The sequence below is a fragment of the Paucisalibacillus globulus genome, assembly GCF_900184735.1.
Lineage (GTDB): Bacteria > Bacillota > Bacilli > Bacillales > Amphibacillaceae > Ornithinibacillus > Ornithinibacillus globulus_B.
Window position 1 is genome coordinate 136,311 of record NZ_LT855390.1, and the last position, 20,942, is coordinate 157,252.

The following is a 20,942-nucleotide window of genomic DNA, read 5'->3' on the forward strand; positions in this document are numbered from 1 at the left end:
TAGTTGTTTGGGGGGAAGCTTTATAATCAATCTCTATATTTTCATTTGGATGTAATCGGACGATAATATTCTATTAGAGAAGAGAAAAGAGCCAGGGAACCTGACCCCGTGGCTCACTCAAACTCCTCTACATCTCTTTCTCTAATCTTGGAATCTCTCTCAAACCCGAGTCCATATTTCACATAAGAACCATATTGGGTATCATTTAAGTTCGCATTAATGCTTACCCGGTCATACTCGTAGCCATTTTCATTTAGTAGCTGCTGAATGGATTTCGCTTTTTCTACTACAGATTCCTTCGTTAAATCTTCGGCATTTAAGATAATATGGATATACATTGGTTTTTCTAGCTTTAAATCCTTATCCCAGGTGGTGTCGGAAGGATAGGTCCCTTTCAAGACCTCTATCATAACCTCCACTTCCTTCATCTCTGGTATTTCTTTTTTTATCAGTTGTTGGAGTTCCATGTTTGCTTCACTTTCTAGATTCCTTATTAAGATTTGATCTAAGTTAGCGTAATAAATAGAATCATAGGTAACCTCTGTACCTAAGATGCCTGTTACAGTAAAGTCGTGCACCTTTTGTGTTGCATCACCAATTTGCTTCACTTCAAAGTTATATCCACTATCCTTAAAGTTGTAAAAAGGCTTCCCCACATGGAACTCGTCTTCTGGATATTCTTCTTCCAAATAATTGTTTAACGTTATTTTCGCAATTTGTTTGGATACTGGATTTCCGTTAAAAGCATTAGCTATAAATAGTACAGGGAGTGTAATTATGATAATTAACAGAATGTACCACCATTTTCTCTTACGCATTATACATCACCACTTTCTTTTAGCTTGATGAAGAGTAAACCAACAGTTGCTCCTAAGATTGCAAATAGTAAATGGATGCCTGCCATTAGGAATGAACCATATAACGAGTCAAAAATCATCATGGAAACACTATTATTCGGATCTGTTTGCTGGAAGATGCTATAGAGCATAGTTCCTAAAAACCATAAAAAGACAGGAAGAAAAGCAATCAACATCACCAATCGATAGGTTCGATAAAATAAGTAAATCACGAGTCCTAAAATAAAATAGGGTAAAATAAAACCAAAGTTTTCATTTGCAATTACAGTTCGTATAGCTAGAAAAAAGGAGATTCCAACAAAGATTAATTGATATAAGGTCAATTTTGATGTTACCTTAGCCATCATTTTTTCATGATCTACTACGGGTTCAATCTTATCCTCCAGTATGGGTTCACTAGAGATACTTGCTAAAGCGCTACAGGAAGGGCAACTCTTAAGATGTTCTTCTACCCATTCCGTAGTCTCAGGCTTCAATAATCCTTCATGATATAGTGGTAGTAAATCCTCAACGATCGGGCATTCTTTCATATTTTTTCGCCCCCATTTCTGTTTTGATTTTTACCTTTGCACGGTGAAAGGTAACACGGACATAGTTTTCAGTTCTTCCAACAAGTTGAGCAATTTCCTTAAAGGAAAGTTCCCCGTAGATTCGTAGAATGATAATATCTTTGGAAAGGTCATCCAATACTTGTATAAGCGTCATGATTTCTCTGGCTTCTTCATTTAAAACATATAAATCTTCTGGAGTCTTTGGTACGTCTTTTACTTCATTCGTTAATTTCATTTCCAAACCTTTTTTATACCGTTTGGAACGATAGTGCTTGGTTAATATATTTTTTGCGATGGCAAATACCCAAGTTTGAATGGTGGCAAAGCCTTGAAAAGAATGAATACCTTTCAACGCTTGATAGAAAACTTCCTGTGTTAAGTCTTCTGCAACCATCTGGTCCGATGTTTTTATATAAAAATACGTGAGAATCTTTGGATGGAGCTCCTTATAGATGTCTTCTATCTCCTGCATGAATGACCTTCCCCCCTTCCGTCATGTACTTAGTACCATGATAGAGCTTTTTGTTACAAAAGAAAATTAAGAAAATAAAAAAGACTATGGGATAGCTTCCTTGGAATGAGGTCCAAGGAACTTGTCCCCATGGTCCATTCACAAATATGTAATAATCACTAATCTAAAGATAATTTCTGCCCAAAGTCAGTTAACCCCTGTCACATCAACACTTTAGACTCCATTAAAAACAAAATGTTACCCTCTCATCTTGTGACGTTACCTTGTTAACCCAATCACATACTTTTCTAGTCTTATTTTATATAATGAAGATGTAGATAAAAGAAGAGCGCTCTTTCATCCACAAAAAACCGAATAATAAACGGGAGTGAATGAAATGAAGAATATGAAGAAGAGCATCGTTATTGGTGCTTTAGGTTTAGCATTGTTTTTAACAGGTTGTGGTGACGAAAAAGATACGGCTACATCAGATTCAAAAGATAAATCAAATGACGAGGTAAGTGCAGCGGTAAACGATGAAAAAGAAACTACTATTATCCCAGCACATCAAGACTTAAATCAGGAACCAATCCCTATAAAATTTGAACGAGTTGGAGAACATAAAGTAAATATTGAAATGACAGCACAAATTACCGATATTGAAATCGCACCAAATGAAATATATAAAGCTTGGACATTTAATGGGGAAGCACCCGGACCATTAATTGTGGTGAATGAAGGCGATACAATGAATTTCACATTAAAGAATATGGATCCTGCGATTCCACACAGTATGGATTTCCACGCGGTTGAAACATCACCTACCAAGAACTTTATTGATATAATGCCGGATGAAAGTGGAACATTTACCTTTACAGCGAACAGACCTGGGGTGTTTATGTACCATTGTGCAACAGGTCCAGCTCTTTCACATATTGCCAATGGCATGCATGGTGTCGTTATTGTGAAACCAAAAGATGGCTATCCTACAGATGACATCGTTGATAAGGAGTTCGCTCTAATTCAAAACGAATGGTATAACTATAATGATTTAGATGACTTTACAGATGGAACACCAAACCAAGTTGTATTCTCTACCAAGGCTCTAAAAGAAGGTGATCGTAATACAAACGGTGACACCTTTACATTGAAAGACGAACCATTACAAGCTAAAGTTGGCGATCGTATTCGTCTATATATCAATAATGTAGGACCAAACCAAGTAAGTTCCTTCCATGTGGTAGGTGCACAGTTTGATGTTACGTATTTAGATGGGAATCCAGAGAATGTCCTGAAAGGAATGCAAACGGTACAATTACCAGCTAGTGGTGGTGCAGTTGTTGAATTTGAGGTATTTGAGGAAGGGGATTACACGATTGTAACCCACCAATTCAATCATGTTCAGAAGGGTGCTGCGGCTATTATCCGTGTGACTGAGTAAGAAAATATGTAGAAAGAAAAAGGAAGAAGGGTTAAGTACCTTTCTTCCTTTCATAATTTAAATTATGAAGCTATGCCTATACTATCTTAACTTTAATCTACCAGTCTCTGTAATTTCAATTAATTGGTATGTATCCCTGTATACTGAATCTTCCACAGGCTCTAATCTCATCTTCGAGTCTTTCCACTCTAAGTATCTAGTTTTATCCTGAACTAAATGATAAAAATAGATTTTGGTTTCCATTCTATAATCCACATGACTTAATGCGATATACTCTCCATAAACACTCTTTAACCACATTCTCGCTGATTGGTGATTGAAAAAACAGGGGAACTGTGTCACATCATCTTTTGTTATTTGCAAATCTTTTCACCCCTATGTACATATAAAGTGAGAAACTATTCTCTCTCATATTTTATCACTAAATATTCATTATGGCGGTGTTATAATTTGGTAACAGCTAAAGCTTACCTAGATACCTTTAATCAAAAACTTATTTCCATCCTCATCACAGAAGATAGCACTAGTTCCCCATGGCGCTTTATTTAGTTCTCGTTCAAACTCCACTCCATTTGTTTTCATATTTTCATAGGTATCCTCTATATCCTCACATTCAAATACAATCGAAACTTGAGGCATGTCATAACCGCCCCTCATCGATTTCGGGTAGATGACTAGGCGACTCTCGGCGTTTGGTGGAGCAACCTCTAACCAAGTAGCATTCGGTCCCATTGGATGTTCAGCAACAACCTCAAATCCGATTTTTTCTGTCCAGAACTGTTTCGCTTTTTGTTGATCCTCTACATAGACACCGACTGTAGCAATATTTTTAATCAACTATAACGCCTCCTAAATATTATTGTTCTAATATAGTTCTCTATGAAGTTATTATTATCCTTTATATTCCGTGAAGTTACGCAGTGGTGAAACAAAGCGAAGAATGATAACGTCCTACTCATAAAAGGGGAGTTTATGATAATGAAAAAGTTATGGTTTCTAACTATACTATTGGTAATTCTAGCAGGCTGTAATCCTTTTGGCTCAGACAGTAGTGAACTTAAAGGGGATAAACCTCCAAATGCTTTCATAGAAATTGATGGGAAAAGATATGACACCGTACTTGGCACCTACTGTTGGAAGAATGGATGTGTGGATACGGCGAGCGCGAAGGACATGTTAAAGAATGAAAGTCCGATTCCGGTTGAGCCAGGTACGAAGGTGACATTCGGGATGGATTATGAACCAATGCCGAATGAAGTTCACCTTAACCAAACAAGTGAAGATGGTGAAATAGAAGTAGCTGTAACGGATTATACCTTCACTGCACCGAACGAAAAAGGGCTCTACTTTTACGATTATGGTGTATGGTGGAGCGAAGGTGATGTGTCTGACGGAGATGCCTTTTATGCGTTTGCTTTGTTAGTTAAATAATTAACTATTTTTCATATAATTTAATTTAGGAAAATTATGTTAATATTAATATAGTAATATGAGATTTTGAAATTAAAAGATAATTTTAGGGGGAAACTAGATGTCTGTACCCAAACATATTATTTCAGCAGCTGCAATCGTATTGAATGATCAGAATGAACTATTACTTATTAAAGGGCCACGTAGAGGATGGGAGATGCCTGGTGGACAGGTGGAAGAAGGCGAGTCATTGAAAGATGCAGCCATTAGGGAAACCAAAGAGGAATCTGGAATTGACATCGAAATTACTAAGTTTTGTGGCGTGTTTCAGAATGTAGAGCGGTCTATCTGTAATACATTATTTCTAGGAAAGGCAATCGGTGGCGTTCCAACGACTAGTTCGGAAAGTTTAGAAGTGGGATTTTTCCCTATTGAAGAAGCATTGGAAATGGTTACGATTAAGAATTTCAGAGAAAGAATAGAACGTTGTTTGGATGAAGAGTCTCAGCCGTTTCTTGTTGAATTTTATACATCTAAAATGTCGTAGTGATAAGGATGGAGTCTAAACTTGAAAAAGAGAAAACTAAGGAAATTTGCACTTCTAACTAGGGTCTTACTTTCGATTGTTATTATTGTGCTAGTGTTTGATATATCATTCTCTTTACCTACTACTTTTAGAGAGATGATTGTAGAACAAATTATAGATGACGAACAGCTTGTTATTACGGAGTTAGATACAGAACGAATTAATTACATAACTATTCAAGCTCCCGACTCCGAATCCTCTGGTGAAAGAGAAGAGATAAAAATTGAGGATAAAGATATAATTTCAACTTTACTTAGCAATCAACAACGGATCAGGAAAAATGGTAGATTTCAGTATAGTAATGACACATATGAACTAACTGTTCACTTTTACGGTACTTTTCATAGGTATACGATTGGCAAGGATCATATAGGAACGTTTGAGGATCACTACAATGTGTTAGATGAAGAGAATGCTGTATATGATTATATTAGTTCTTTATTTGAGTAAAGTACCATTTTTATAAAGCTATCAATAGGGAGAGTATCAAAATGCATCTAGAAAAAGCGAAAACTATTAGAGAAAGTTTAACAGCTGATTGTTCGAATTGTTTTGGACTTTGCTGCACAGCTCTAAATATAGTAGCTTCAAGTGACTTTCCCATAAACAAGCCGGCAGGTGAAGCCTGTGTTCATTTACAATCTGATTTTCGTTGTCAAATTCATCGTAATCTACGAGAGGAAGGATTCAAAGGGTGTACGGTGTTTGACTGTTTAGGTGCTGGACAAATTGTTTCTCAAGTTACTTTTAACGGTAAGAGTTGGCGGGATAATCCTGAAATTGGCGATAAGATGTTCCGAGTATTTCCTGTTATGGAACAAATTCACGAAATGATTGCATACACGGCTGAGGCATTAGGGTATGACATCCCGGATAAATTGTCTGATAGATTAAATGAACAATTAATAGACTTACAGAATCTAACCAAACTTGATGCGGATAATTTATTGGCTCTTGATCTAGTGATGATCAGATACCCTCTCAATAATTTACTAGCTGAAACAAGTGATTATATTCGAGGTAACTTAATTACAAAGTTACCCGATAAGAAATCCAAAAATTATAATCACGAAAGAGCAGACTGGATTGGCAAAAAATTAAAAGGTAAAGACTTAAGAGGGGTAACCTTAAGAGGAGCTTATTTAATTGCTGCAGATTTGAGAAATTCGGATTTAAGAGGTGTGGATTTCATTGGTGCAGATTTACGTGATGCCGATCTAAGAGGAGCTAATTTATCAACGGGTATGTTTCTAACTCAGATGCAAATTAATGCGGCTAAAGGTGATGGAATGACAAGACTTCCTTCACATATTAAACGTCCAACTCATTGGAGTAACTGAGTTTTGCTTAAATAGGAGGTAAAGGAATGAAAAAAATCAGTTATAGTTTTTTACTTTTCTTTATACTTTTTCTCCTTACTGGCTGTAATAGCAGTCCAAAGATAACAGAAGAAGAAGCAATGGCAGTTGTGATGGAACGCCATTCTAAGAATGCAGGAGAAGTTGAAATAGTATCGGTAAGTCATCAAAATGGAGAATATTTAGTGAAGTGGGAGATTGATGCTGATTGCCAATTCGGTACTGATTATGTTGATGATCAAAGCGGCAAGATTATGGGAGGCAATGAAACAAATTGTTAGTAGAAGGAAGTGTGTTAAGGCAAGACGATCTTAAACTGGTCGTCCTTTTTTATTGGACTGAAATTCATATTTTGTTATCAGAATATTATGTTAGAATTGTAGTAAGAGATGGTATGAGGAGGAAAGAAAACGATGAAACGATTTCTCATGTACTTTACATGTACAATCGGCATCCTTACTCTAATTTTCTTAGGATATAAAGTACCTATTGAAATGAAAGAAAATCTATTGTTCGAAGCACCCGTAATGCTACTTACGATATACTCCACCATATTTCCTATTTTAATCGGGATGATCCTAAGGTTGCCGGCATTTATTAAAGAAATTAAGGAAAAGAGAAAATGGTCTGTTGATTGGGTGAAATTAGGTGCAATAGGTATTCCAACTCTGTATATTTCTCAGATTTTTATTTTATATTTTTCCTTGCCAGGTGTTTCACTACCATTCGGTGGGGTACTCATTAGAAGTTATGATATGCCATTTTCAACGATTGCAGGTTTGATTTTTGGATATATTCTGCTAGACAGTTTAAAAGAAAAGCCTAACTAAGCAAGATTTAATAGAGTAACAGAGGGGATACTTCCACCAATAACAAGGAGTTCCATAATGAATCTAAAAGCATTTCTGATTAGTTTTATTTTAGTTTATATCGTGCTAAGTGCTCCTGCGATAGTAGGAATTGGCTTAGAAATTGAATGGGTTTCAGAAGCAACATGGATTCAAAAGTTTAAAGGAACGGTAATAGACGGGCTTTTGGAATACTTTCTGTTAAAGGCCGTTATAGCGTCCATTGTAGGGTTTGTTGTGAGTATTGTTAAAGCTAGAGGGAGGTCGTCTCACTAATATAACTTGGGGGTGTAGGATGAAAAATAAAAAGAAGATTGTATTCCTTAGCGTTGTTATCATTTCCATCTTTTTAATGGTTTTGACATACTCTTCTATAACTAAGCAAGGATATCCCGATATTACGTTTGGTGGAATGTATATAGAAGAAAAAGGACACCTAGTTGTACCAGGGGAATACCAGAAAATGTGGATTATTGGCTATAATGCTTATGAAAAAAGTGAAAACAGGGATACCTATAAAGTTTTTATCAAGGATGCCAATGTATATAATATTATCGAAGAAAACCAAGAGTATATCGTTACTTTTTCAGCAAAGAGTAAGGATGATGCAGGCGATTACATATATAGTTTAGATTGGATTTCATTACCAGACGGTGGACAGATTAGTGGAGATGGATTAATTGATAGAAAATAAGATTCTTCAAGACGGAAAGTAGAGGTGGCCAATCTGAAGACGATATTACAAGCTTTTATTGCTTCTTTAATCGTTCATATCATATATATATCCGGAATGATGTTGGTCGGTTTTATTAAAACGAAAAATTATCAACCAGATATAGCGGGTGCATGGGGAAATGTAGCGATGCTTCAAAATGAAGTAGCAATTGGATATACATATTCACCTATATTTTACTTGTTCTCTATTATAGGACTGACGGTAGTTTGTGGAATTGTTCTATTGTTATATAAACAATTTATTAGATTAAAAGGAAATTGAATAGAATGAGTTGAAGTCGATTAAGTGAAGTATGCGAATATGAAGGTGATCATTCTTGGTCACTTTTTTATTGTGGGAAAGGAGGAGACAATTGGATAAGGGTACTTTATCTGAAGGTGCACAAAGATTCGATGCGGATGGTCCAGAATTACGATTGCTTGGTGGATTTTCAAGCAATGTATTTGAGGGTAAAAGGAATGGTGAGAATTTTGTGCTGAAATTTTATCCTAGTACGGTGTATAAGAAAGAAGCTATTATCGCCGAATTGGATTGGGTAAGGTTTCTACATTCATCAGGTGTTAAACTAACCCCACCTTTACGCTCAACTAATGGAAAATATCTAGAGACCATTACAGTAGATGGCGAAAAGGAATGCTATGTTTTAGCTTTTGAAAAAGCAAAAGGCTCTTTTATCGACCTTAAGGACACAGAAACCTGGAATAGGGATTTTTATCATTCTTGGGGAAAAACACTGGGGAAAATACATAGATTATCGAAACATTACATCCCATCAGATGAAGTGATACAAAGACAAGATTGGAATATGGGATTGTTATTTAGCGAGGACCTATGTGGAGTGAACAAAGCAGTTGTACAAAAATGGGAAGAATATGTTGCGGAACTTAGTAAACTACCAAAAGATAAAAATGGATATGGAATGATACATCATGATCTTCATCAAAGAAATTTCTATGTGCATCATAATGAAATAATCCTATTTGATTTTGGAGATTGTGAGTACAACTGGTTTATATATGATATTGCAATTGTATTATATCATGCTGTCCAATCTATTGATGAATATGATAGTAAAGAAAGAGAAAAGTTCGCTTATCTGTTTATGAAGGCTTTCTTAGAAGGCTATCTAACTGAAAATAATCTCGAATCTTATTGGTATACTAAATTGCAGTTTTTCCTAAATTATAGAAGGATTTTCTCGTATCTCTTTTTTTCAAAATACCTAACTAAAGAGCAAAAAGACAATAAAAGAGTGGTAGAGAAGTTAAATGTGATGAAGAGCGATATAGTGCGTGATATACCCTTCTTAGATATGAATTATAATGATTTATTACGAGACAGAGAACAAATTTAGTTCAAGTATGGTTGTGAGGGAGTTGAAGTTAAATGTTACGTTCAAAAAGGCTTCGGTTTCGAAAAATGGAAGATAGTGATATTGATAAGTATCATGCTTGGAGAAATGATTTGGATGTTATGAAAACAACAAATCCATCATTAGATTTATATACCTTTACTGAAACTAAAAGTTTTGTTGAAACTGTTATCCTTAATTCCGCATCTTCTAAGAGCTATATTATTGAGGAACAGGATGGGAAAATGGCAATTGGTATAACGTCACTTATAAATATCGACACAAAAAATAGAAGCGCTGAATGTATTATCGATATTGGTGAAAAGGAATATTGGGGGAAGGGATACGGGACAGAGGCTTTAAAATTGTTACTTGAATATGCTTTTTTAGAACTAAATTTACACCGTGTTTCACTAAGGGTTTTCTCTCTCAATGAAAAAGCGATACATCTATATAATAAAATGGGATTTGTGAAAGAGGGAGTAGTACGCGAAGGATTATATAGAAATGGAAAATGGCATGACATCATTATCATGGGAATTTTAAAAAGAGAGTATGCCTGAGAATGAATGAACAAAGTAACCAAAATAAAAAGGCTTGGGAATATCGGGCATATGAGTTTTGGTATAAAAAAGATGGCTCTCCGATCGATAAGGCTAAAAAAATATTAAAAAATCCCAAAGCTAGTTTAAAAAAACACCAACATCATTTTGATGATATTGAAGGGATGAAAGTTGCAAATTTATGTGGTTCAAATGGAAGAAGAGCTGTTCCTCTATCTTTATTAGGTGCGGAGGTAACCGTTTTTGATATATCAGAGGAAAATAAGAGATATGCATTAGAATTAGCAGAATGTGCAGATACCTCGATTGATTATGTAGTAGGAGATATTTACGATATTGATCTGGAAAAGTATAAAGAGACCTTTGATATTCTTTATTTAGAAGGAGGAATATTACACTATTTTAATGATATTGATAGATTGATGGCTATTCAATATTCTATCCTTAAGAGTGGTGGAAAATTGATTTTAAGTGATTATCACCCCATAAAACGATGTATTGGGCCTGACTTCGAATATATCCCTAATTATTTTGAACAGGAACTACAAAGAGGAGATTTGGCTTATAAAGAGTTTTTTGCAGAATCAGAACAACAAGAATTCCCTGATGTACTTATTAGCTCCTATACATTAAGTGAAATAATCAATTCTGTGATTAGTACTGGATTTACATTAAATAGTTTTGATGAACACCGTGGATGGAACAATGAAAATATACCTTGGGAATTTACAATTTCAGCTAAAAAATAAACTAATATTAAAAGGAGTATCCTATGTGCAGAAACATTAGAACACTATATAATTTTAATCCACCAGCAACCGATGAAGAGATTTATGCAGCATCGCTACAGTATGTCCGAAAGATAACTGGTTTTAATAAGCCTTCTAAAATGAACGAAGAGGCTTTTAATCAAGCAATCCAAGAAATAGCAGCAGTCACTAGTAAGTTATTAAATTCGTTGGAGACTAGTGCAGAGCCTCGTAATCGAGAAGTAGAAGCTGAGAAAGCGCGTATTCGATCTGCTAAAAGATTTGGGACAAATAATTAGCGCAATTTTTATAATTGGCTTTTATTTAATAAAAGTATAGCTGCTATTAAGGGGGAAGGTATGGACGTCCAATTAGTGTTACCCATATTAATAGTGTCCATAATAGTCATAATTATTATATTTTTGGTAGTAGTAGGTATAGTATTAATCATTATGAGAAACTCGAATAGTAAGGGAATAAAGAGTGAAGTGAATGTGGATTTAATTAAAAGGATTGAAATCTTAGAAGAAGAAATAAAGGATATAAATAGCCAAATAAAAGACAACTAACGATATCGTTAGTTGTCTTTTGGTATATTTGATAATGCTTCATATAAATATTGATATAAGGAAGATTCTAAACCTACTTTAGTTGCCAAGTCTGGATTATCAGCATAAAACAATTCTGCATTTTTTCGAAGTTCATTGTCTTTAGGTGATATGCTTTGAATCATGTTATTCCATCTTGCTGCGATGTTAATAACCGACTCGTCATGAGGAGATATGCCTTTTTCCTTTTTATCTTTTAGTTCTTCTAATATCGAGTTAAATTCTATTTCACTCAAATGAAGCGTCGTTTCATCAATGGAATAATAATGTTCTCGCATCCTATTTATTTGATTTTTACTAAAGTGATTAGTTTGATTTGCATTCATGAGTTCGAAAAGTGTTGTAATACTTTTTAATGAGATAAATTTTCTTTTGGAATTAGAAAACTCATCATGAACATGCTCTAATTGTATTAGTAGCTTTTGCTGTACATCAATATAGGATTTTACTCTTTGAATTTGATTGTTAAGAATCTCTGAGATGGTTGAATGATTACCTTGTTCTTTTAAATCCCTAATTTCTTCTAACGAAAAACCCATTTGTTTTAAAGTAATTATCTCAAGCAAGCTTTGTAAATCTTTGTGCGTATATCTTCGGTGTCCTGAGTTAGTGTGTTCGGTAGGACTCAACAGTTTAATTTGATCGTAATATCTTAAAGTCCTTACAGATAACCCTGATATTTCTGCAATTTCCCCAGTTCTCCAAAGCTTAGTCATTAGTTTGTAGATCCCTCCCGTAGATACGTCTTCATTTCATCCGTATTAAAATGATAGTTTCTCCCGCAAATATTACATGTTGATGTAATTGATTTCCCTGTTTGAACATACTCTTTCAACTCCGACTTATCTATTGAATGTAACAACCCATAAAACATTGCTTTCGAACAACCACAGAAGAATTGAGCACTACTGTAACCGATAAATTCCACTCCTGAAAAGTATCGATTTAATAAATTAATAACTTCCACTTCTGTGCTATGAGGTAGGCCTTTTAAAATTGAAATTAACATTTCGGATTTCTCTTCCACTATCTTCAGTAGCCCTTCGGAGGAATTGGGTAGTAGTTGTGCATAAAAACCATAACTGTTTTTGATTGTACCATTTCCTTCCCAATCAACATGAGTCTTGAATAAAGTATCCGTTTGTTCGCTCTGTTTAAAGTAGTGAGCAAAGTCTTTGTCTATATTTTGATAAGGCATATCAGTTATGCCCGTGAATTGGTTCATATCCACACCTTTTATCATTCTTATTGCGCCTTTTAATCCAATGAGCTGTTTTATTGTTTTATATTGGCCTTGTGAGAGTAAATAATTATTTGCATATCCACGTATGTTGCCATGAGCATCTGCATCCGTATGAATTTTATATTTTGGTTTACTCATGGTTAGAGTGGTACTCAACCTTTGATTTCCCTTAAGTGTCGCGGATAGTAAGGTAGCAATGGTGACTGAATTGGCAAGTGCAGTATTAATAATTATATTAGATTGCTCCTTAATTTGCAGGATTTCCTCTATTAATTCTGTATTATTAATAAGGTAAAGACGTAACTGCTTATTAAAGATAAGTGTTTTTATAATTCTATTTTTCATACTAAATCAATCCTTACGTAAGTTAATGTTTTTTTTAAGTGTAAATCATTACGTTACGTAAGTTTCAAGTGTTTATAAGAAATTATAACATTTTTTCAAACCACATTCTGAATAGGTCCTGTATTATGTCAAAAAGTATGCAAAGGTTAGATAGATTAGGTATATTATAGGTTAGTATGAATATAGGAAAAGGGGTTTGAACATGGATAGTATATTCCCAATTGGCAAACTACAAGTACCCGAAAAAGTAACCCATGAGGATATTAAAGGATGGCTAAAGCAAATCGAAACATACACGATTCGATTAAGAGAAACTGTCGATTCATTGAGCGGTGAGGAACTAAGTAAAACCTATCGTGATGGTAGTTGGACAGTTCGTGAGCTTGTTCATCATATTGCAGATTCCCAGTTAAACATGTATCAACGTTTAAAACTAGCTTTAACTGATGAAAATCCATTAGTTCCAAATTTTGATCAAGACAAGTGGGCGGTCCAACCTGATACCAAACTTCCGGTAGAAAGTTCTATTAAAATGTTGGAAGGCATTAATAATCGGATTGTGGCTTTAGGAAAAATATTGACCAAAGAGGATTTAAGTCGAGTCTTCACCCACGAGAATAATGGTAAAATAACTGTAGCAACCAAAATCGCAAAATTAGCTTGGCATGAGGAACATCATCTTGCTCATATCAAGATAGCATTAACAAAATAGCACACGATAAACTAACGACATAAATAGGGAAGGAAAATCCGATTATGAACTATCCATCACGAGTAATGACAATCGCAGGCTCTGCTTCTGGAGGAAGTGCAGGGATTCAAGCAGATTTGAAGACATTTCAAGAACTAGATGTGTATGGAATGAGTGTTATCACAGCCATCGTTGGTAGACATCCAAAAACAGATAAAAATGTGCATCCTATGACACTAGAAGCAATTGAAGCCCAGTTTGACACTGCAATGAAGCAAGTCGGGGCAGATGCGATGAAAACAGGTATGTTATTTTCGACTGAAGTAATTGAAACGGTTGCGGAGCTTATTGCTAATTCTTCCATTAAGCAAATAGTTGTTGATCCGGTTATGGTTGGAAAACTTGATTCTAAGCTACTTGCTGACGATGCTATTGTAGCGTTAAAGGAGAAGCTCATTCCGCTAGCTACCATTATTACACCTAATATTCCAGAGGCGTCCTTTTTATTAGATGATCGAACAATTTCAAACGTAGAGGAATTAAAGCAAGCAGCGATTGATTTGTATGAATTAGGGGCAAAGTATGTTCTTGTTAAAGGTGGCCGTCTTACTGGACCCGCAGTGGACGTGCTATATGATGGGGAAACAATAACGACATTTGAAGCACCAAGAATTGACACAGTAAATACCAGTGGAGCAGGATGTACCTATTCGGCCGCTATTTGTGCCTATTTAGCAAAAGGAAAAGCAGTAGAAGAAGCTGTACATCTGGCAAAAAGTTTTGTAACAACTGCGATTGAACATGGTTTTTCCTATAATGATATGGTTGGACCAACTTATCATGCAGCTGAACGGAAATTTGGAGAGGCTCATGTGATTAAGGTTGGGCATGGGGAATAGGGCTAAGACTCCTGAATAAATAAAGAGGCGTTGGTAGATGAAGATTAGTCTGCCAACACCTTTCTCATGTTTGCTCTACAATATTTTCTATAATCTAGGGAGTGTCTTGTTAGATTAGTAATTCTCTAGTTTGGATTGGAGTATGTTTTATTTCCAAAACTCACAAACATTATAAGCTCTTTTCACGTATAGCGGATGATAATTCATTTACATCAACAAGCTCAAAGTCTTGTTCCATAACCAAGTATTTGTTAAAAAAACTATTACTAATCCCAGTGATTTTATGGAAGAATTCAATTTCTACCATCCAATCGGATTCAATCATTTGGCGTACATCTATTAGCTTTTTTTTAACTAGTAAATCAATTATTGATTTGACTTTTTGAGGTTTTTGAATTGGTATGGTTTCATCAAGTGGTTCTAATTTTAAATAATCTTTTCTATGAAGCGCAGCATAAAAATTGCGATGTTTTTTTGCGTCAAATATACCTAATTTAGCTGCTCGATATCCTAAAACTTGTATGGATGTTTTCCATTTCTTTTTTAGATCTATATATGCATCCGGATTAGTTACATGAATGATGGATTCCATATCGGCAATAAATGGTTCCTCAGGTAGAAGAAATGCACCTGCAAACTGATTTGCTTCATCTTCGAGTTCTTTATGCTCTTTTCGTTCTAAGCTAGTGAATTCAACTTTATAGTGAAGTAATAAGTGACCGAGTTCATGAGCTATATCAAAGTTCCTTCGTACTGCGGAACGTTTCAAATTTCCTAAGATGATAAAAGGTCTGTCTTGTTTAGTCCATAAACTATAGGCATCTATCTCATCACCTATTGCTTTTTCAAAGATAAAAATACCGCTCTTTTCAACTAAGAACATGAGATCGTCGTTTGAATCATCTTGAAGTCCTAATTCAAACCTTGCCAACTTGGCTACGTTTGCTATCTGTGTTACTCTATCATCATTTGTAGAGTTTAAGTATTCAATGATAGTATTTCTTAATTGTATAATCTTTAGAGATGGATAAACTACATTGGCTGTTATATAGTTAACAAAGCTATCTAAAAACTCTAAGTGCTTTGCTTCAGATTGGGTTTTTGATATTACATTCATTATCTTAGAGCGGTATGCAATATTCGTAATTGGAATATTCTGTGGCTCTAGATATTGCCTAAGCATATCCTTATTATAAAAATATTTACTTTTCACATGAAATATAGATTTTAAATCATTTATTGTCATCAATTTCGGTGAAGTGTAATTATTTTCATATTGCCAAACTGCTTGTTCTGTTACCCCTAATGTCTCAGAGAGCTGTTTTCGTGAATAGCCGTGCATGATGCGAAGATTAGTTAAATTTTCACCAATAAACATAACTCTCCTCCTTGTCTAGTTAATCTAATTACTTTGTTCTTCTTTGAAGATTCCTATATCAAATGCTGCAGGGTCAATTATATCATTTTCCTGTTCCGGAGCAATAACTTCACGTTCCTCATCCGATAATTCCGCTCCAGTTATATATTCAGAAAGGTCTTCAATTTTATAAGCTATATTATTTTCCGGATTAGGTAAATAATGCATAATCTCTGAAATCTGATAGGCTTCATCAATTTTGTAGGTAAGTATACGAAATTCATGATATGTAGATTGAAAGTGATTTAATTCATCTTTCACTTGGTCCTCTGATATAAACAGTGTTAGTTGCTCGCTGTGATTTTTAGTATTTATAGGGCTAGTGGTAGTAGTTGTAAAGTCAAGGTCCTTATTAATTTTTGAAAGCTCATGAAGATAAGTTCTTCGACTACCCTTGATGTTACTATTATTGGGTAATACAGCTTGAGAGAAACTATTCTCATTGAAATATGCTGCATTCTTAATAAGAAAGAGTTTCTTAGATTCACCGTGTATAAATTGTAAATAATCCCATGTTAAACCTGCCTTTGCTTTCTTATAAGATAAATTAAGATTTTCACTAATTTCGGCTATTTTACTCTCAATAAAATTCCCTTTAGTCCATGCGAAGGCGGAACTTATCTTCATTTTACAATGTCGTTCTTTTCGATGTTCAATATAATCTCTGTAGCCTTCAACTATAGCATTAACAATTGTGCTGCTATCATATGAATGAAATTTATATTGATCCAAACCTATCCCTCCATTAATACTACTATTTTAACTCTATTTTAATTCAGAATTATAGAAAAAGATATGATTTTATTTAAAATTTTTAAAGTTGTCTGTAAGATATGATGAAAAGATTATAGTAACCTGTATTTATTTTGCATTTGTGGAGAAATGGTGCATAGAAGGGATTGATTGAATAAGCTAAGGATGCTATTAAATTGAAATTTGGAATCCAAACCTTTGACCACACCACGGACCCGCGAGATAATAGATTATAACGAGGTGAGATTCATGAAATGTGGAGCAAAACGATACTTTGTTGAAACAGAAGATAACGGAGAGAAACAATTAAAGACCATTATCGCCCGGACACCAGCAGAAGCTCGGAAAAAGTTCCGTTCAGCACATGGAATCGAAGCCCAAATTGTATCGGTAAAAGAAGCAAGAGGATACTCGCTTAAAAGTTAGGGGGGATTTCATGTTACAGAAACTTTCCGCAGACAAACACAAACAACCATTCAAAGGACCTTTCACGATAACTCGAGTTCGGGCTGGCGATATCCTAGGAGATAACCGGGAGGATACGGCCTTTGGACCACTTAGCACAATTGACCATGCAGTGATGAAAAAGGGATTAACTATTAAAATGCATGAGCATGTCAATGATGAGATATTAAGCTATGTACGACACGGGAAAATGTTTCATCGTGACTCAACGGGATTAGAAATACCGATTACCCCTGGGAATCTGATGATGATGAACGCTGGATCTAGCTTCTGGCACGAGGAAATAGTCAAAGAGGAACACGTGGAAATGCTCCAAATCTTTGTCCGACCAAGGGAAACAGATTTGGAACCTACTATTCAGTTTCATGAGAAACCTGTCCATAACCCAGACTGGTATTTGATGGTTGGGCCAGAGGATAGTGAGGCACCACTTCATGTTAGGCAAAATGTGTATATTTTAGATGCCCACCCTATTCAAGGGGACGAGATAGAAATACCTTTTTATAAAGGGTTTCAGCCTTTTCTTTATGAAATGGATGGGGAGATTGAGATTGAGGAAGTCCGTGTTAGCAAATACGAAGCGGTAACCGATTTAGACAATTCTTTACCACCTATTTACACAACGGAGAATGCAACCTTAGTTCTGTTCCTTGTTGATCGAAATGCACCCATGTCCTTGAAAGGGACAATTAGTGGAAAACGTTAATTCTGAAATAAGCTACACTTCTAATGGTAATCGTACATTGGAAGTGTAGCTTTTTTATCCATATCAGAATGCCAGTAAGGGACAAACAATCTATTGTAACCTTTAATTGAGAAGCCAACTAAATCCACTATTAGTTTTCTTCTCATAATCAAAAGTGATTAGATCTATAAATTCTCCGTGTCAATCCTAGGGTAGTTCTGTTCCATAGCTGATTCTCTTGCATTCTTGCTATGCCTTTCTTCATTGGAAGTTTCATCAGTTTTTCTTGTGTTAGTGATCCTCTTAGATGCTTGTGAACGATTCAACTCTTCATTATACGTACTCATTATGTAACACCTCCTATTCATATGATGCCCAACATAAAGATTGTTAAATGGTAGGGGGACAGTCCCCCTGAAAATTAGTGTTGTAGAGAATGGTTATTTGTGTCAGAATTTTAAGTGTATATATATGATAATAGGGTGTGTGTAACATGTATGATTTAACTTTTCAAAAATTTGAAGAAGCAGATTTTGAACAATACTTCCTCCTTGTCTCAAATGAAGATGTAATGCGTATGATAACGGAACGCCCGATTACACTGGAAGAAGCTCAAGAAAACTTTAGAAAAATAATAGAAAGAAATTCCCGGTATGAATTATTTGGAACGTACAAAATTTATCATGGAACAAAAGGATTCATCGGTCTTGGTAGCTTAATTTTGAATAAAGAGAAAAAGGAAGAAGCGGAATTAGGATATATGTTACTCCCTCCATTCTGGGGTAAAGGATATGGGAGTGAGATTGCTAAAGCATTAATACAAAAAGCAACGAGTACAAACATAAAACGATTGACTGCAGTAATTGACCCGAATAATATTGCCTCGAAAAAGATATTGTTAAAGAATGGCTTTCACTCAGAACAGGTATGTGAGATTGACGGGTTACCTGGAGAAATCTTGAGTAGGATGATGGACAGTTGAGAGTTAGGCGAATATGGTAAAAGGTACAAAATATCTTGGAGGTTATATGTGAAATTACATAATTAGTGAAATAAAAAATTTGTCCAAAGTCGAAATGATGAAGTTAGTCACTGAAAGTCTTAGACACTGCAATCATTAATTTTCAAACGATTGTCTTACATACAGATTCTGAACAAGCGGATAAATTTTATCAATCGCTGGGTTATAAAAAAACAGATCGTTATCCAAAGTCTACCCATTATTTGAATTTACCTGTTCATCCTTTGTAATAACAATAGAGGCTAGACCATGCTGATAAAGAGAGGGGGAGTTAAGTTGGGAAACTGGATTTTAAATTGCTTAAAGTCTGAAAATAATTCTTCTTTAGTGGTGTTAATGTGTGGGGTAGCAGGTTCCGGTAAAACCACCTTTTCAAAAAAGCTAGAAGCAGAAGGATTTGTACGTCTATCGATTGATGAGGAAGTGTGGTCAACTTACGGTCGATATGGTGTAGATTACCCTCCTGAGAAATATGGGGAGTATCTAGAAGAGTCGCACAAAAGAATACGTAACAAGCTAATTAAACTCACTCAAGAAAACAGAAAAATAGTCTTAGATTCTAGCTTTTGGAGTCGTGCTGAAAGAGATGAATACAAACAGCTAACAGAAGAAAATGGTTGTAAGTGGAAACTTATTTACTTGAAAGTAGATGCTAATGAATTACGCAGAAGACTGAAAATCAGAAGTGAACGATTTGATGCCAATGCTGCTTTTCCAATTACAGAGGAGATTTTATCATCTTTTCTGGAAGGGTTTGAGGAGCCTGAAGGAGAGGGGGAGATTGTAATTGAAAACTACTAGAAATGGTACAGAGGTAAGAAGTAATGAAGAGACGTTGTGTTGACTAATCAGAAGTAATGGAGGTTGATTATAATCCAAGTCCGAGAACAAGTGAAGGTAATCTTTCTGGATGCGGGCGGTGTCCTGTTTGATACCCCAATTAAAGGAGAAGACAGAATTAGAAATCTATTAACGGGAAGAGGTTACCAACTAGAAGTAATTAATGAGGCTATTAAGCTGGCAAAACATGGAACTAAAGCATCTTTTATTACAACCTGGTGTGAGGAAGAAAACTATTATAAAAGTTTCTACGGAACAATTGCTAGAGAAATAGGGGAAGAAAGTTTAACTCAGGAATTACTGTACTTAACACACTATGCAGTCCATTGTGAGCTTTTTCAAGAGGTAATAGATGTTCTGGAGGAACTTAGTAAGAAATATAGGTTAGCAGTTATATCAAATGCAATGCCAAGCATGGATTGGGTATTTGATAAATTAGGGATTCGGAAATACTTTTATACTATGATTCTTTCAGCCTTTGTAAAAGAATCGAAGCCTGATGAAGCCATATATGAGATAGCCCTTGATCAAGCGCAAGCTCTTAGGCAAGAGAGTATTTTCATTGATGACAAAATGGAAAACATTGAAGGGTCTGAAAGAGTAGGGATAAAGGGACTACATTTAGAAAGGGATAAGAAGAACTTATTTGAGCTGTTACGAGATGAACAGTTGCTGTAATAGTTTTGAGGGGAAGAGTGGAACAAATGAAAGGACTAATCATCAAGTCACCATGGATTGAATTAATATTAGATGGAAAAAAGACCTGGGAAATCCGAGGTTCAAACACGAACATAAGAGGAACCATTGCACTTATAAAAAGCGGTTCAGGCAAAGTATTTGGGGAAGTGGACCTTATAGATAGTGTAGAGTTAACATTGGAAGATTACCGAAAAAGTAGGAAGCTTCATGGGGTTCAGAGTGAAAATGTATTGGAATTACCATATAGGAGGACATATGCTTGGGTGCTTACGAATCCTAAAATCTATAGGGACCCAATTCCTTATAAACATCCAATGGGGGCCGTAATTTGGGTGAATCTTCCAGATTCTATTAATTAGAGAAATAGAATCTCAA

Annotated in this window: 33 protein-coding genes; 23 read left to right on the forward strand and 10 right to left on the reverse strand. The window is 35.2% G+C overall.

The genetic code is table 11. The annotated features are described in order from the left end of the window. Positions 1 to 113: 113 nt before the first annotated feature. From BN999_RS09960 to BN999_RS09970, 3 genes are read right to left on the reverse strand one after another with little or no spacing between them, the layout of a single operon-like run. Positions 114 to 818, reverse strand: a complete 705-nt coding sequence (locus BN999_RS09960) for a YfjL-like protein (RefSeq protein WP_096271226.1) — start codon at positions 816 to 818, stop codon at positions 114 to 116. Then, complete coding sequence (locus BN999_RS21150; protein ID WP_096271227.1) at positions 818 to 1,387, reverse strand: zf-HC2 domain-containing protein; 570 nt, start codon at positions 1,385 to 1,387, stop codon at positions 818 to 820. The genes BN999_RS09960 and BN999_RS21150 overlap by 1 nt, the downstream gene beginning before the upstream one ends. Then, the gene (locus BN999_RS09970; RefSeq protein WP_096271228.1) at positions 1,365 to 1,880 is read right to left on the reverse strand and encodes an RNA polymerase sigma factor; all 516 of its coding nucleotides are present in this window, start codon (positions 1,878 to 1,880) and stop codon (positions 1,365 to 1,367) included. Before BN999_RS09970 ends, BN999_RS21150 begins: the two co-directional genes overlap by 23 nt. A 376-nt stretch (positions 1,881 to 2,256) precedes the next feature. Between BN999_RS09970 and BN999_RS09975 the strand changes: the two genes are divergently transcribed. Next, positions 2,257 to 3,300, forward strand: a complete 1,044-nt coding sequence (locus tag BN999_RS09975; protein WP_096271229.1) for a multicopper oxidase domain-containing protein — start codon at positions 2,257 to 2,259, stop codon at positions 3,298 to 3,300. Between the two features lie 81 nt (positions 3,301 to 3,381). On the opposite strand, the gene BN999_RS09980 is transcribed toward BN999_RS09975, so the two are convergent. Next, positions 3,382 to 3,663, reverse strand: a complete 282-nt coding sequence (locus BN999_RS09980) for a hypothetical protein (RefSeq protein ID WP_096271230.1) — start codon at positions 3,661 to 3,663, stop codon at positions 3,382 to 3,384. Between the two features lie 108 nt (positions 3,664 to 3,771). Next, on the reverse strand, positions 3,772 to 4,137 hold the full coding sequence (locus tag BN999_RS09985; protein ID WP_096271231.1) for a VOC family protein: 366 nt from the start codon (positions 4,135 to 4,137) through the stop codon (positions 3,772 to 3,774). A gap of 141 nt (positions 4,138 to 4,278) precedes the next feature. On the opposite strand from BN999_RS09985, the gene BN999_RS09990 reads away from it, so the two are divergent. The 14 genes from BN999_RS09990 (at position 4,279) to BN999_RS10055 (ending at position 11,470) form a co-directional block, all read left to right on the forward strand. Continuing rightward, complete coding sequence (locus BN999_RS09990) at positions 4,279 to 4,731, forward strand: hypothetical protein (protein ID WP_096271232.1); 453 nt, start codon at positions 4,279 to 4,281, stop codon at positions 4,729 to 4,731. Between the two features lie 100 nt (positions 4,732 to 4,831). Then, positions 4,832 to 5,257 (forward strand): NUDIX hydrolase, encoded by a 426-nt coding sequence (locus tag BN999_RS09995; protein WP_096271233.1) that lies wholly within the window; start codon positions 4,832 to 4,834, stop codon positions 5,255 to 5,257. 21 nt (positions 5,258 to 5,278) lie between these two features. After that, positions 5,279 to 5,746, forward strand: coding sequence for a hypothetical protein (locus BN999_RS10000; protein WP_096271234.1), 468 nt, complete (start codon positions 5,279 to 5,281; stop codon positions 5,744 to 5,746). Between the two features lie 41 nt (positions 5,747 to 5,787). Continuing rightward, entirely contained in the window at positions 5,788 to 6,636 is an 849-nt protein-coding gene (locus BN999_RS10005; protein ID WP_096271235.1) for a pentapeptide repeat-containing protein, read from the forward strand. Between the two features lie 26 nt (positions 6,637 to 6,662). Further along, positions 6,663 to 6,935, forward strand: a complete 273-nt coding sequence (locus BN999_RS10010) for a lipoprotein (protein ID WP_096271236.1) — start codon at positions 6,663 to 6,665, stop codon at positions 6,933 to 6,935. A gap of 132 nt (positions 6,936 to 7,067) precedes the next feature. Continuing rightward, positions 7,068 to 7,484: a hypothetical protein gene (locus BN999_RS10015; protein ID WP_096271237.1), complete on the forward strand. Its 417-nt coding sequence runs from the start codon at positions 7,068 to 7,070 to the stop codon at positions 7,482 to 7,484. A gap of 57 nt (positions 7,485 to 7,541) precedes the next feature. After that, positions 7,542 to 7,778, forward strand: coding sequence for a hypothetical protein (locus BN999_RS10020; protein ID WP_096271238.1), 237 nt, complete (start codon positions 7,542 to 7,544; stop codon positions 7,776 to 7,778). Positions 7,779 to 7,797: 19 nt separating this feature from the next. After that, positions 7,798 to 8,196 (forward strand): hypothetical protein, encoded by a 399-nt coding sequence (locus BN999_RS10025; protein WP_096271239.1) that lies wholly within the window; start codon positions 7,798 to 7,800, stop codon positions 8,194 to 8,196. Positions 8,197 to 8,220: 24 nt separating this feature from the next. Then, positions 8,221 to 8,499, forward strand: coding sequence for a hypothetical protein (locus BN999_RS10030; RefSeq protein ID WP_096271240.1), 279 nt, complete (start codon positions 8,221 to 8,223; stop codon positions 8,497 to 8,499). Positions 8,500 to 8,590: 91 nt separating this feature from the next. Beyond that, positions 8,591 to 9,592 carry a phosphotransferase enzyme family protein gene (locus BN999_RS10035; RefSeq protein ID WP_176481938.1) on the forward strand — a complete coding sequence of 334 codons (1,002 nt, stop codon included), beginning with the start codon at positions 8,591 to 8,593 and terminating at the stop codon, positions 9,590 to 9,592. Positions 9,593 to 9,624: 32 nt separating this feature from the next. Continuing rightward, positions 9,625 to 10,152: a GNAT family N-acetyltransferase gene (locus BN999_RS10040; RefSeq protein ID WP_096271242.1), complete on the forward strand. Its 528-nt coding sequence runs from the start codon at positions 9,625 to 9,627 to the stop codon at positions 10,150 to 10,152. 2 nt (positions 10,153 to 10,154) lie between these two features. After that, positions 10,155 to 10,901, forward strand: coding sequence for a class I SAM-dependent methyltransferase (locus BN999_RS10045; RefSeq protein WP_176481939.1), 747 nt, complete (start codon positions 10,155 to 10,157; stop codon positions 10,899 to 10,901). Between the two features lie 23 nt (positions 10,902 to 10,924). Further along, the gene (locus BN999_RS10050) at positions 10,925 to 11,200 is read left to right on the forward strand and encodes a DUF2277 domain-containing protein (RefSeq protein WP_096271243.1); all 276 of its coding nucleotides are present in this window, start codon (positions 10,925 to 10,927) and stop codon (positions 11,198 to 11,200) included. A 60-nt stretch (positions 11,201 to 11,260) separates the two neighbouring features. Further along, a complete protein-coding gene (locus BN999_RS10055; protein WP_096271244.1) occupies positions 11,261 to 11,470 on the forward strand; it encodes a hypothetical protein in 210 nt (69 codons plus the stop codon). An 8-nt stretch (positions 11,471 to 11,478) separates the two neighbouring features. Here the strand turns inward: BN999_RS10055 and BN999_RS10060 are convergent, their stop codons facing one another. Then, the gene (locus BN999_RS10060) at positions 11,479 to 12,225 is read right to left on the reverse strand and encodes a MerR family transcriptional regulator (RefSeq protein WP_096271245.1); all 747 of its coding nucleotides are present in this window, start codon (positions 12,223 to 12,225) and stop codon (positions 11,479 to 11,481) included. After that, on the reverse strand, positions 12,225 to 13,097 hold the full coding sequence (locus tag BN999_RS10065; protein ID WP_096271246.1) for an Hsp33 family molecular chaperone HslO: 873 nt from the start codon (positions 13,095 to 13,097) through the stop codon (positions 12,225 to 12,227). The genes BN999_RS10060 and BN999_RS10065 overlap by 1 nt, the downstream gene beginning before the upstream one ends. 202 nt (positions 13,098 to 13,299) lie before the next feature. Here BN999_RS10065 and BN999_RS10070 point away from each other — a divergent pair, with 202 nt between their 5' ends. Both BN999_RS10070 and thiD read left to right on the forward strand, forming a co-directional pair. Then, a complete protein-coding gene (locus BN999_RS10070; RefSeq protein WP_096271247.1) occupies positions 13,300 to 13,809 on the forward strand; it encodes a YfiT family bacillithiol transferase in 510 nt (169 codons plus the stop codon). Positions 13,810 to 13,853: 44 nt separating this feature from the next. After that, a complete protein-coding gene (gene thiD / locus BN999_RS10075) occupies positions 13,854 to 14,687 on the forward strand; it encodes a bifunctional hydroxymethylpyrimidine kinase/phosphomethylpyrimidine kinase (protein ID WP_096271248.1) in 834 nt (277 codons plus the stop codon). Between the two features lie 169 nt (positions 14,688 to 14,856). Here the strand turns inward: thiD and BN999_RS10080 are convergent, their stop codons facing one another. Together BN999_RS10080 and BN999_RS10085 are read right to left on the reverse strand one after the other, a co-directional pair. Continuing rightward, positions 14,857 to 16,065 carry a spr1629 family repressor/antitoxin gene (locus tag BN999_RS10080; RefSeq protein ID WP_096271249.1) on the reverse strand — a complete coding sequence of 403 codons (1,209 nt, stop codon included), beginning with the start codon at positions 16,063 to 16,065 and terminating at the stop codon, positions 14,857 to 14,859. A 24-nt stretch (positions 16,066 to 16,089) separates the two neighbouring features. Then, complete coding sequence (locus BN999_RS10085) at positions 16,090 to 16,836, reverse strand: spr1630 family ClpXP-sensitive toxin (protein WP_096271250.1); 747 nt, start codon at positions 16,834 to 16,836, stop codon at positions 16,090 to 16,092. A 270-nt stretch (positions 16,837 to 17,106) separates the two neighbouring features. Between BN999_RS10085 and BN999_RS20610 the strand changes: the two genes are divergently transcribed. Both BN999_RS20610 and BN999_RS10090 read left to right on the forward strand, forming a co-directional pair. After that, positions 17,107 to 17,283 (forward strand): hypothetical protein, encoded by a 177-nt coding sequence (locus BN999_RS20610; protein ID WP_176481940.1) that lies wholly within the window; start codon positions 17,107 to 17,109, stop codon positions 17,281 to 17,283. Between the two features lie 10 nt (positions 17,284 to 17,293). After that, positions 17,294 to 18,028: a pirin family protein gene (locus BN999_RS10090; protein WP_096271251.1), complete on the forward strand. Its 735-nt coding sequence runs from the start codon at positions 17,294 to 17,296 to the stop codon at positions 18,026 to 18,028. 164 nt (positions 18,029 to 18,192) lie between these two features. Here BN999_RS10090 and BN999_RS20615 read toward each other — a convergent pair whose 3' ends face one another. Then, the gene (locus BN999_RS20615) at positions 18,193 to 18,354 is read right to left on the reverse strand and encodes a hypothetical protein (RefSeq protein ID WP_176481941.1); all 162 of its coding nucleotides are present in this window, start codon (positions 18,352 to 18,354) and stop codon (positions 18,193 to 18,195) included. Positions 18,355 to 18,500: 146 nt separating this feature from the next. Between BN999_RS20615 and BN999_RS10095 the strand changes: the two genes are divergently transcribed. The 4 genes from BN999_RS10095 (at position 18,501) to BN999_RS10110 (ending at position 20,926) form a co-directional block, all read left to right on the forward strand. Further along, complete coding sequence (locus BN999_RS10095) at positions 18,501 to 18,989, forward strand: GNAT family N-acetyltransferase (protein ID WP_096271252.1); 489 nt, start codon at positions 18,501 to 18,503, stop codon at positions 18,987 to 18,989. A gap of 375 nt (positions 18,990 to 19,364) precedes the next feature. Then, entirely contained in the window at positions 19,365 to 19,829 is a 465-nt protein-coding gene (locus BN999_RS10100) for an AAA family ATPase (RefSeq protein ID WP_373453629.1), read from the forward strand. Positions 19,830 to 19,892: 63 nt separating this feature from the next. Then, on the forward strand, positions 19,893 to 20,546 hold the full coding sequence (locus BN999_RS10105; protein ID WP_255247439.1) for an HAD family hydrolase: 654 nt from the start codon (positions 19,893 to 19,895) through the stop codon (positions 20,544 to 20,546). A gap of 26 nt (positions 20,547 to 20,572) precedes the next feature. Further along, the gene (locus BN999_RS10110) at positions 20,573 to 20,926 is read left to right on the forward strand and encodes an ASCH domain-containing protein (protein ID WP_096271340.1); all 354 of its coding nucleotides are present in this window, start codon (positions 20,573 to 20,575) and stop codon (positions 20,924 to 20,926) included. Positions 20,927 to 20,942 lie beyond the last annotated feature (16 nt).

What these genes read in the sequence shown, in the direction of transcription:
- BN999_RS09960 (WP_096271226.1), bottom strand. Translation starts at nt 818, where the DNA reads ATGCGTAAGAGAAAATGGTGGTACATTCTGTTAATTATCATAATTACA.
- BN999_RS21150 (WP_096271227.1), bottom strand. Translation starts at nt 1,387, where the DNA reads ATGAAAGAATGCCCGATCGTTGAGGATTTACTACCACTATATCATGAA.
- BN999_RS09970 (WP_096271228.1), bottom strand. Translation starts at nt 1,880, where the DNA reads ATGCAGGAGATAGAAGACATCTATAAGGAGCTCCATCCAAAGATTCTC.
- BN999_RS09975 (WP_096271229.1), top strand. Translation starts at nt 2,257, where the DNA reads ATGAAGAATATGAAGAAGAGCATCGTTATTGGTGCTTTAGGTTTAGCA.
- BN999_RS09990 (WP_096271232.1), top strand. Translation starts at nt 4,279, where the DNA reads ATGAAAAAGTTATGGTTTCTAACTATACTATTGGTAATTCTAGCAGGC.
- BN999_RS09995 (WP_096271233.1), top strand. Translation starts at nt 4,832, where the DNA reads ATGTCTGTACCCAAACATATTATTTCAGCAGCTGCAATCGTATTGAAT.
- BN999_RS10005 (WP_096271235.1), top strand. Translation starts at nt 5,788, where the DNA reads ATGCATCTAGAAAAAGCGAAAACTATTAGAGAAAGTTTAACAGCTGAT.
- BN999_RS10010 (WP_096271236.1), top strand. Translation starts at nt 6,663, where the DNA reads ATGAAAAAAATCAGTTATAGTTTTTTACTTTTCTTTATACTTTTTCTC.
- BN999_RS10015 (WP_096271237.1), top strand. Translation starts at nt 7,068, where the DNA reads ATGAAACGATTTCTCATGTACTTTACATGTACAATCGGCATCCTTACT.
- BN999_RS10020 (WP_096271238.1), top strand. Translation starts at nt 7,542, where the DNA reads ATGAATCTAAAAGCATTTCTGATTAGTTTTATTTTAGTTTATATCGTG.
- BN999_RS10025 (WP_096271239.1), top strand. Translation starts at nt 7,798, where the DNA reads ATGAAAAATAAAAAGAAGATTGTATTCCTTAGCGTTGTTATCATTTCC.
- BN999_RS10040 (WP_096271242.1), top strand. Translation starts at nt 9,625, where the DNA reads ATGTTACGTTCAAAAAGGCTTCGGTTTCGAAAAATGGAAGATAGTGAT.
- BN999_RS10045 (WP_176481939.1), top strand. Translation starts at nt 10,155, where the DNA reads ATGAATGAACAAAGTAACCAAAATAAAAAGGCTTGGGAATATCGGGCA.
- BN999_RS10050 (WP_096271243.1), top strand. Translation starts at nt 10,925, where the DNA reads ATGTGCAGAAACATTAGAACACTATATAATTTTAATCCACCAGCAACC.
- BN999_RS10055 (WP_096271244.1), top strand. Translation starts at nt 11,261, where the DNA reads ATGGACGTCCAATTAGTGTTACCCATATTAATAGTGTCCATAATAGTC.
- BN999_RS10060 (WP_096271245.1), bottom strand. Translation starts at nt 12,225, where the DNA reads ATGACTAAGCTTTGGAGAACTGGGGAAATTGCAGAAATATCAGGGTTA.
- BN999_RS10065 (WP_096271246.1), bottom strand. Translation starts at nt 13,097, where the DNA reads ATGAAAAATAGAATTATAAAAACACTTATCTTTAATAAGCAGTTACGT.
- BN999_RS10070 (WP_096271247.1), top strand. Translation starts at nt 13,300, where the DNA reads ATGGATAGTATATTCCCAATTGGCAAACTACAAGTACCCGAAAAAGTA.
- thiD (WP_096271248.1), top strand. Translation starts at nt 13,854, where the DNA reads ATGAACTATCCATCACGAGTAATGACAATCGCAGGCTCTGCTTCTGGA.
- BN999_RS10080 (WP_096271249.1), bottom strand. Translation starts at nt 16,065, where the DNA reads ATGTTTATTGGTGAAAATTTAACTAATCTTCGCATCATGCACGGCTAT.
- BN999_RS20610 (WP_176481940.1), top strand. Translation starts at nt 17,107, where the DNA reads ATGAAATGTGGAGCAAAACGATACTTTGTTGAAACAGAAGATAACGGA.
- BN999_RS10090 (WP_096271251.1), top strand. Translation starts at nt 17,294, where the DNA reads ATGTTACAGAAACTTTCCGCAGACAAACACAAACAACCATTCAAAGGA.
- BN999_RS20615 (WP_176481941.1), bottom strand. Translation starts at nt 18,354, where the DNA reads ATGAGTACGTATAATGAAGAGTTGAATCGTTCACAAGCATCTAAGAGG.
- BN999_RS10095 (WP_096271252.1), top strand. Translation starts at nt 18,501, where the DNA reads ATGTATGATTTAACTTTTCAAAAATTTGAAGAAGCAGATTTTGAACAA.
- BN999_RS10100 (WP_373453629.1), top strand. Translation starts at nt 19,365, where the DNA reads ATGTGTGGGGTAGCAGGTTCCGGTAAAACCACCTTTTCAAAAAAGCTA.
- BN999_RS10110 (WP_096271340.1), top strand. Translation starts at nt 20,573, where the DNA reads ATGAAAGGACTAATCATCAAGTCACCATGGATTGAATTAATATTAGAT.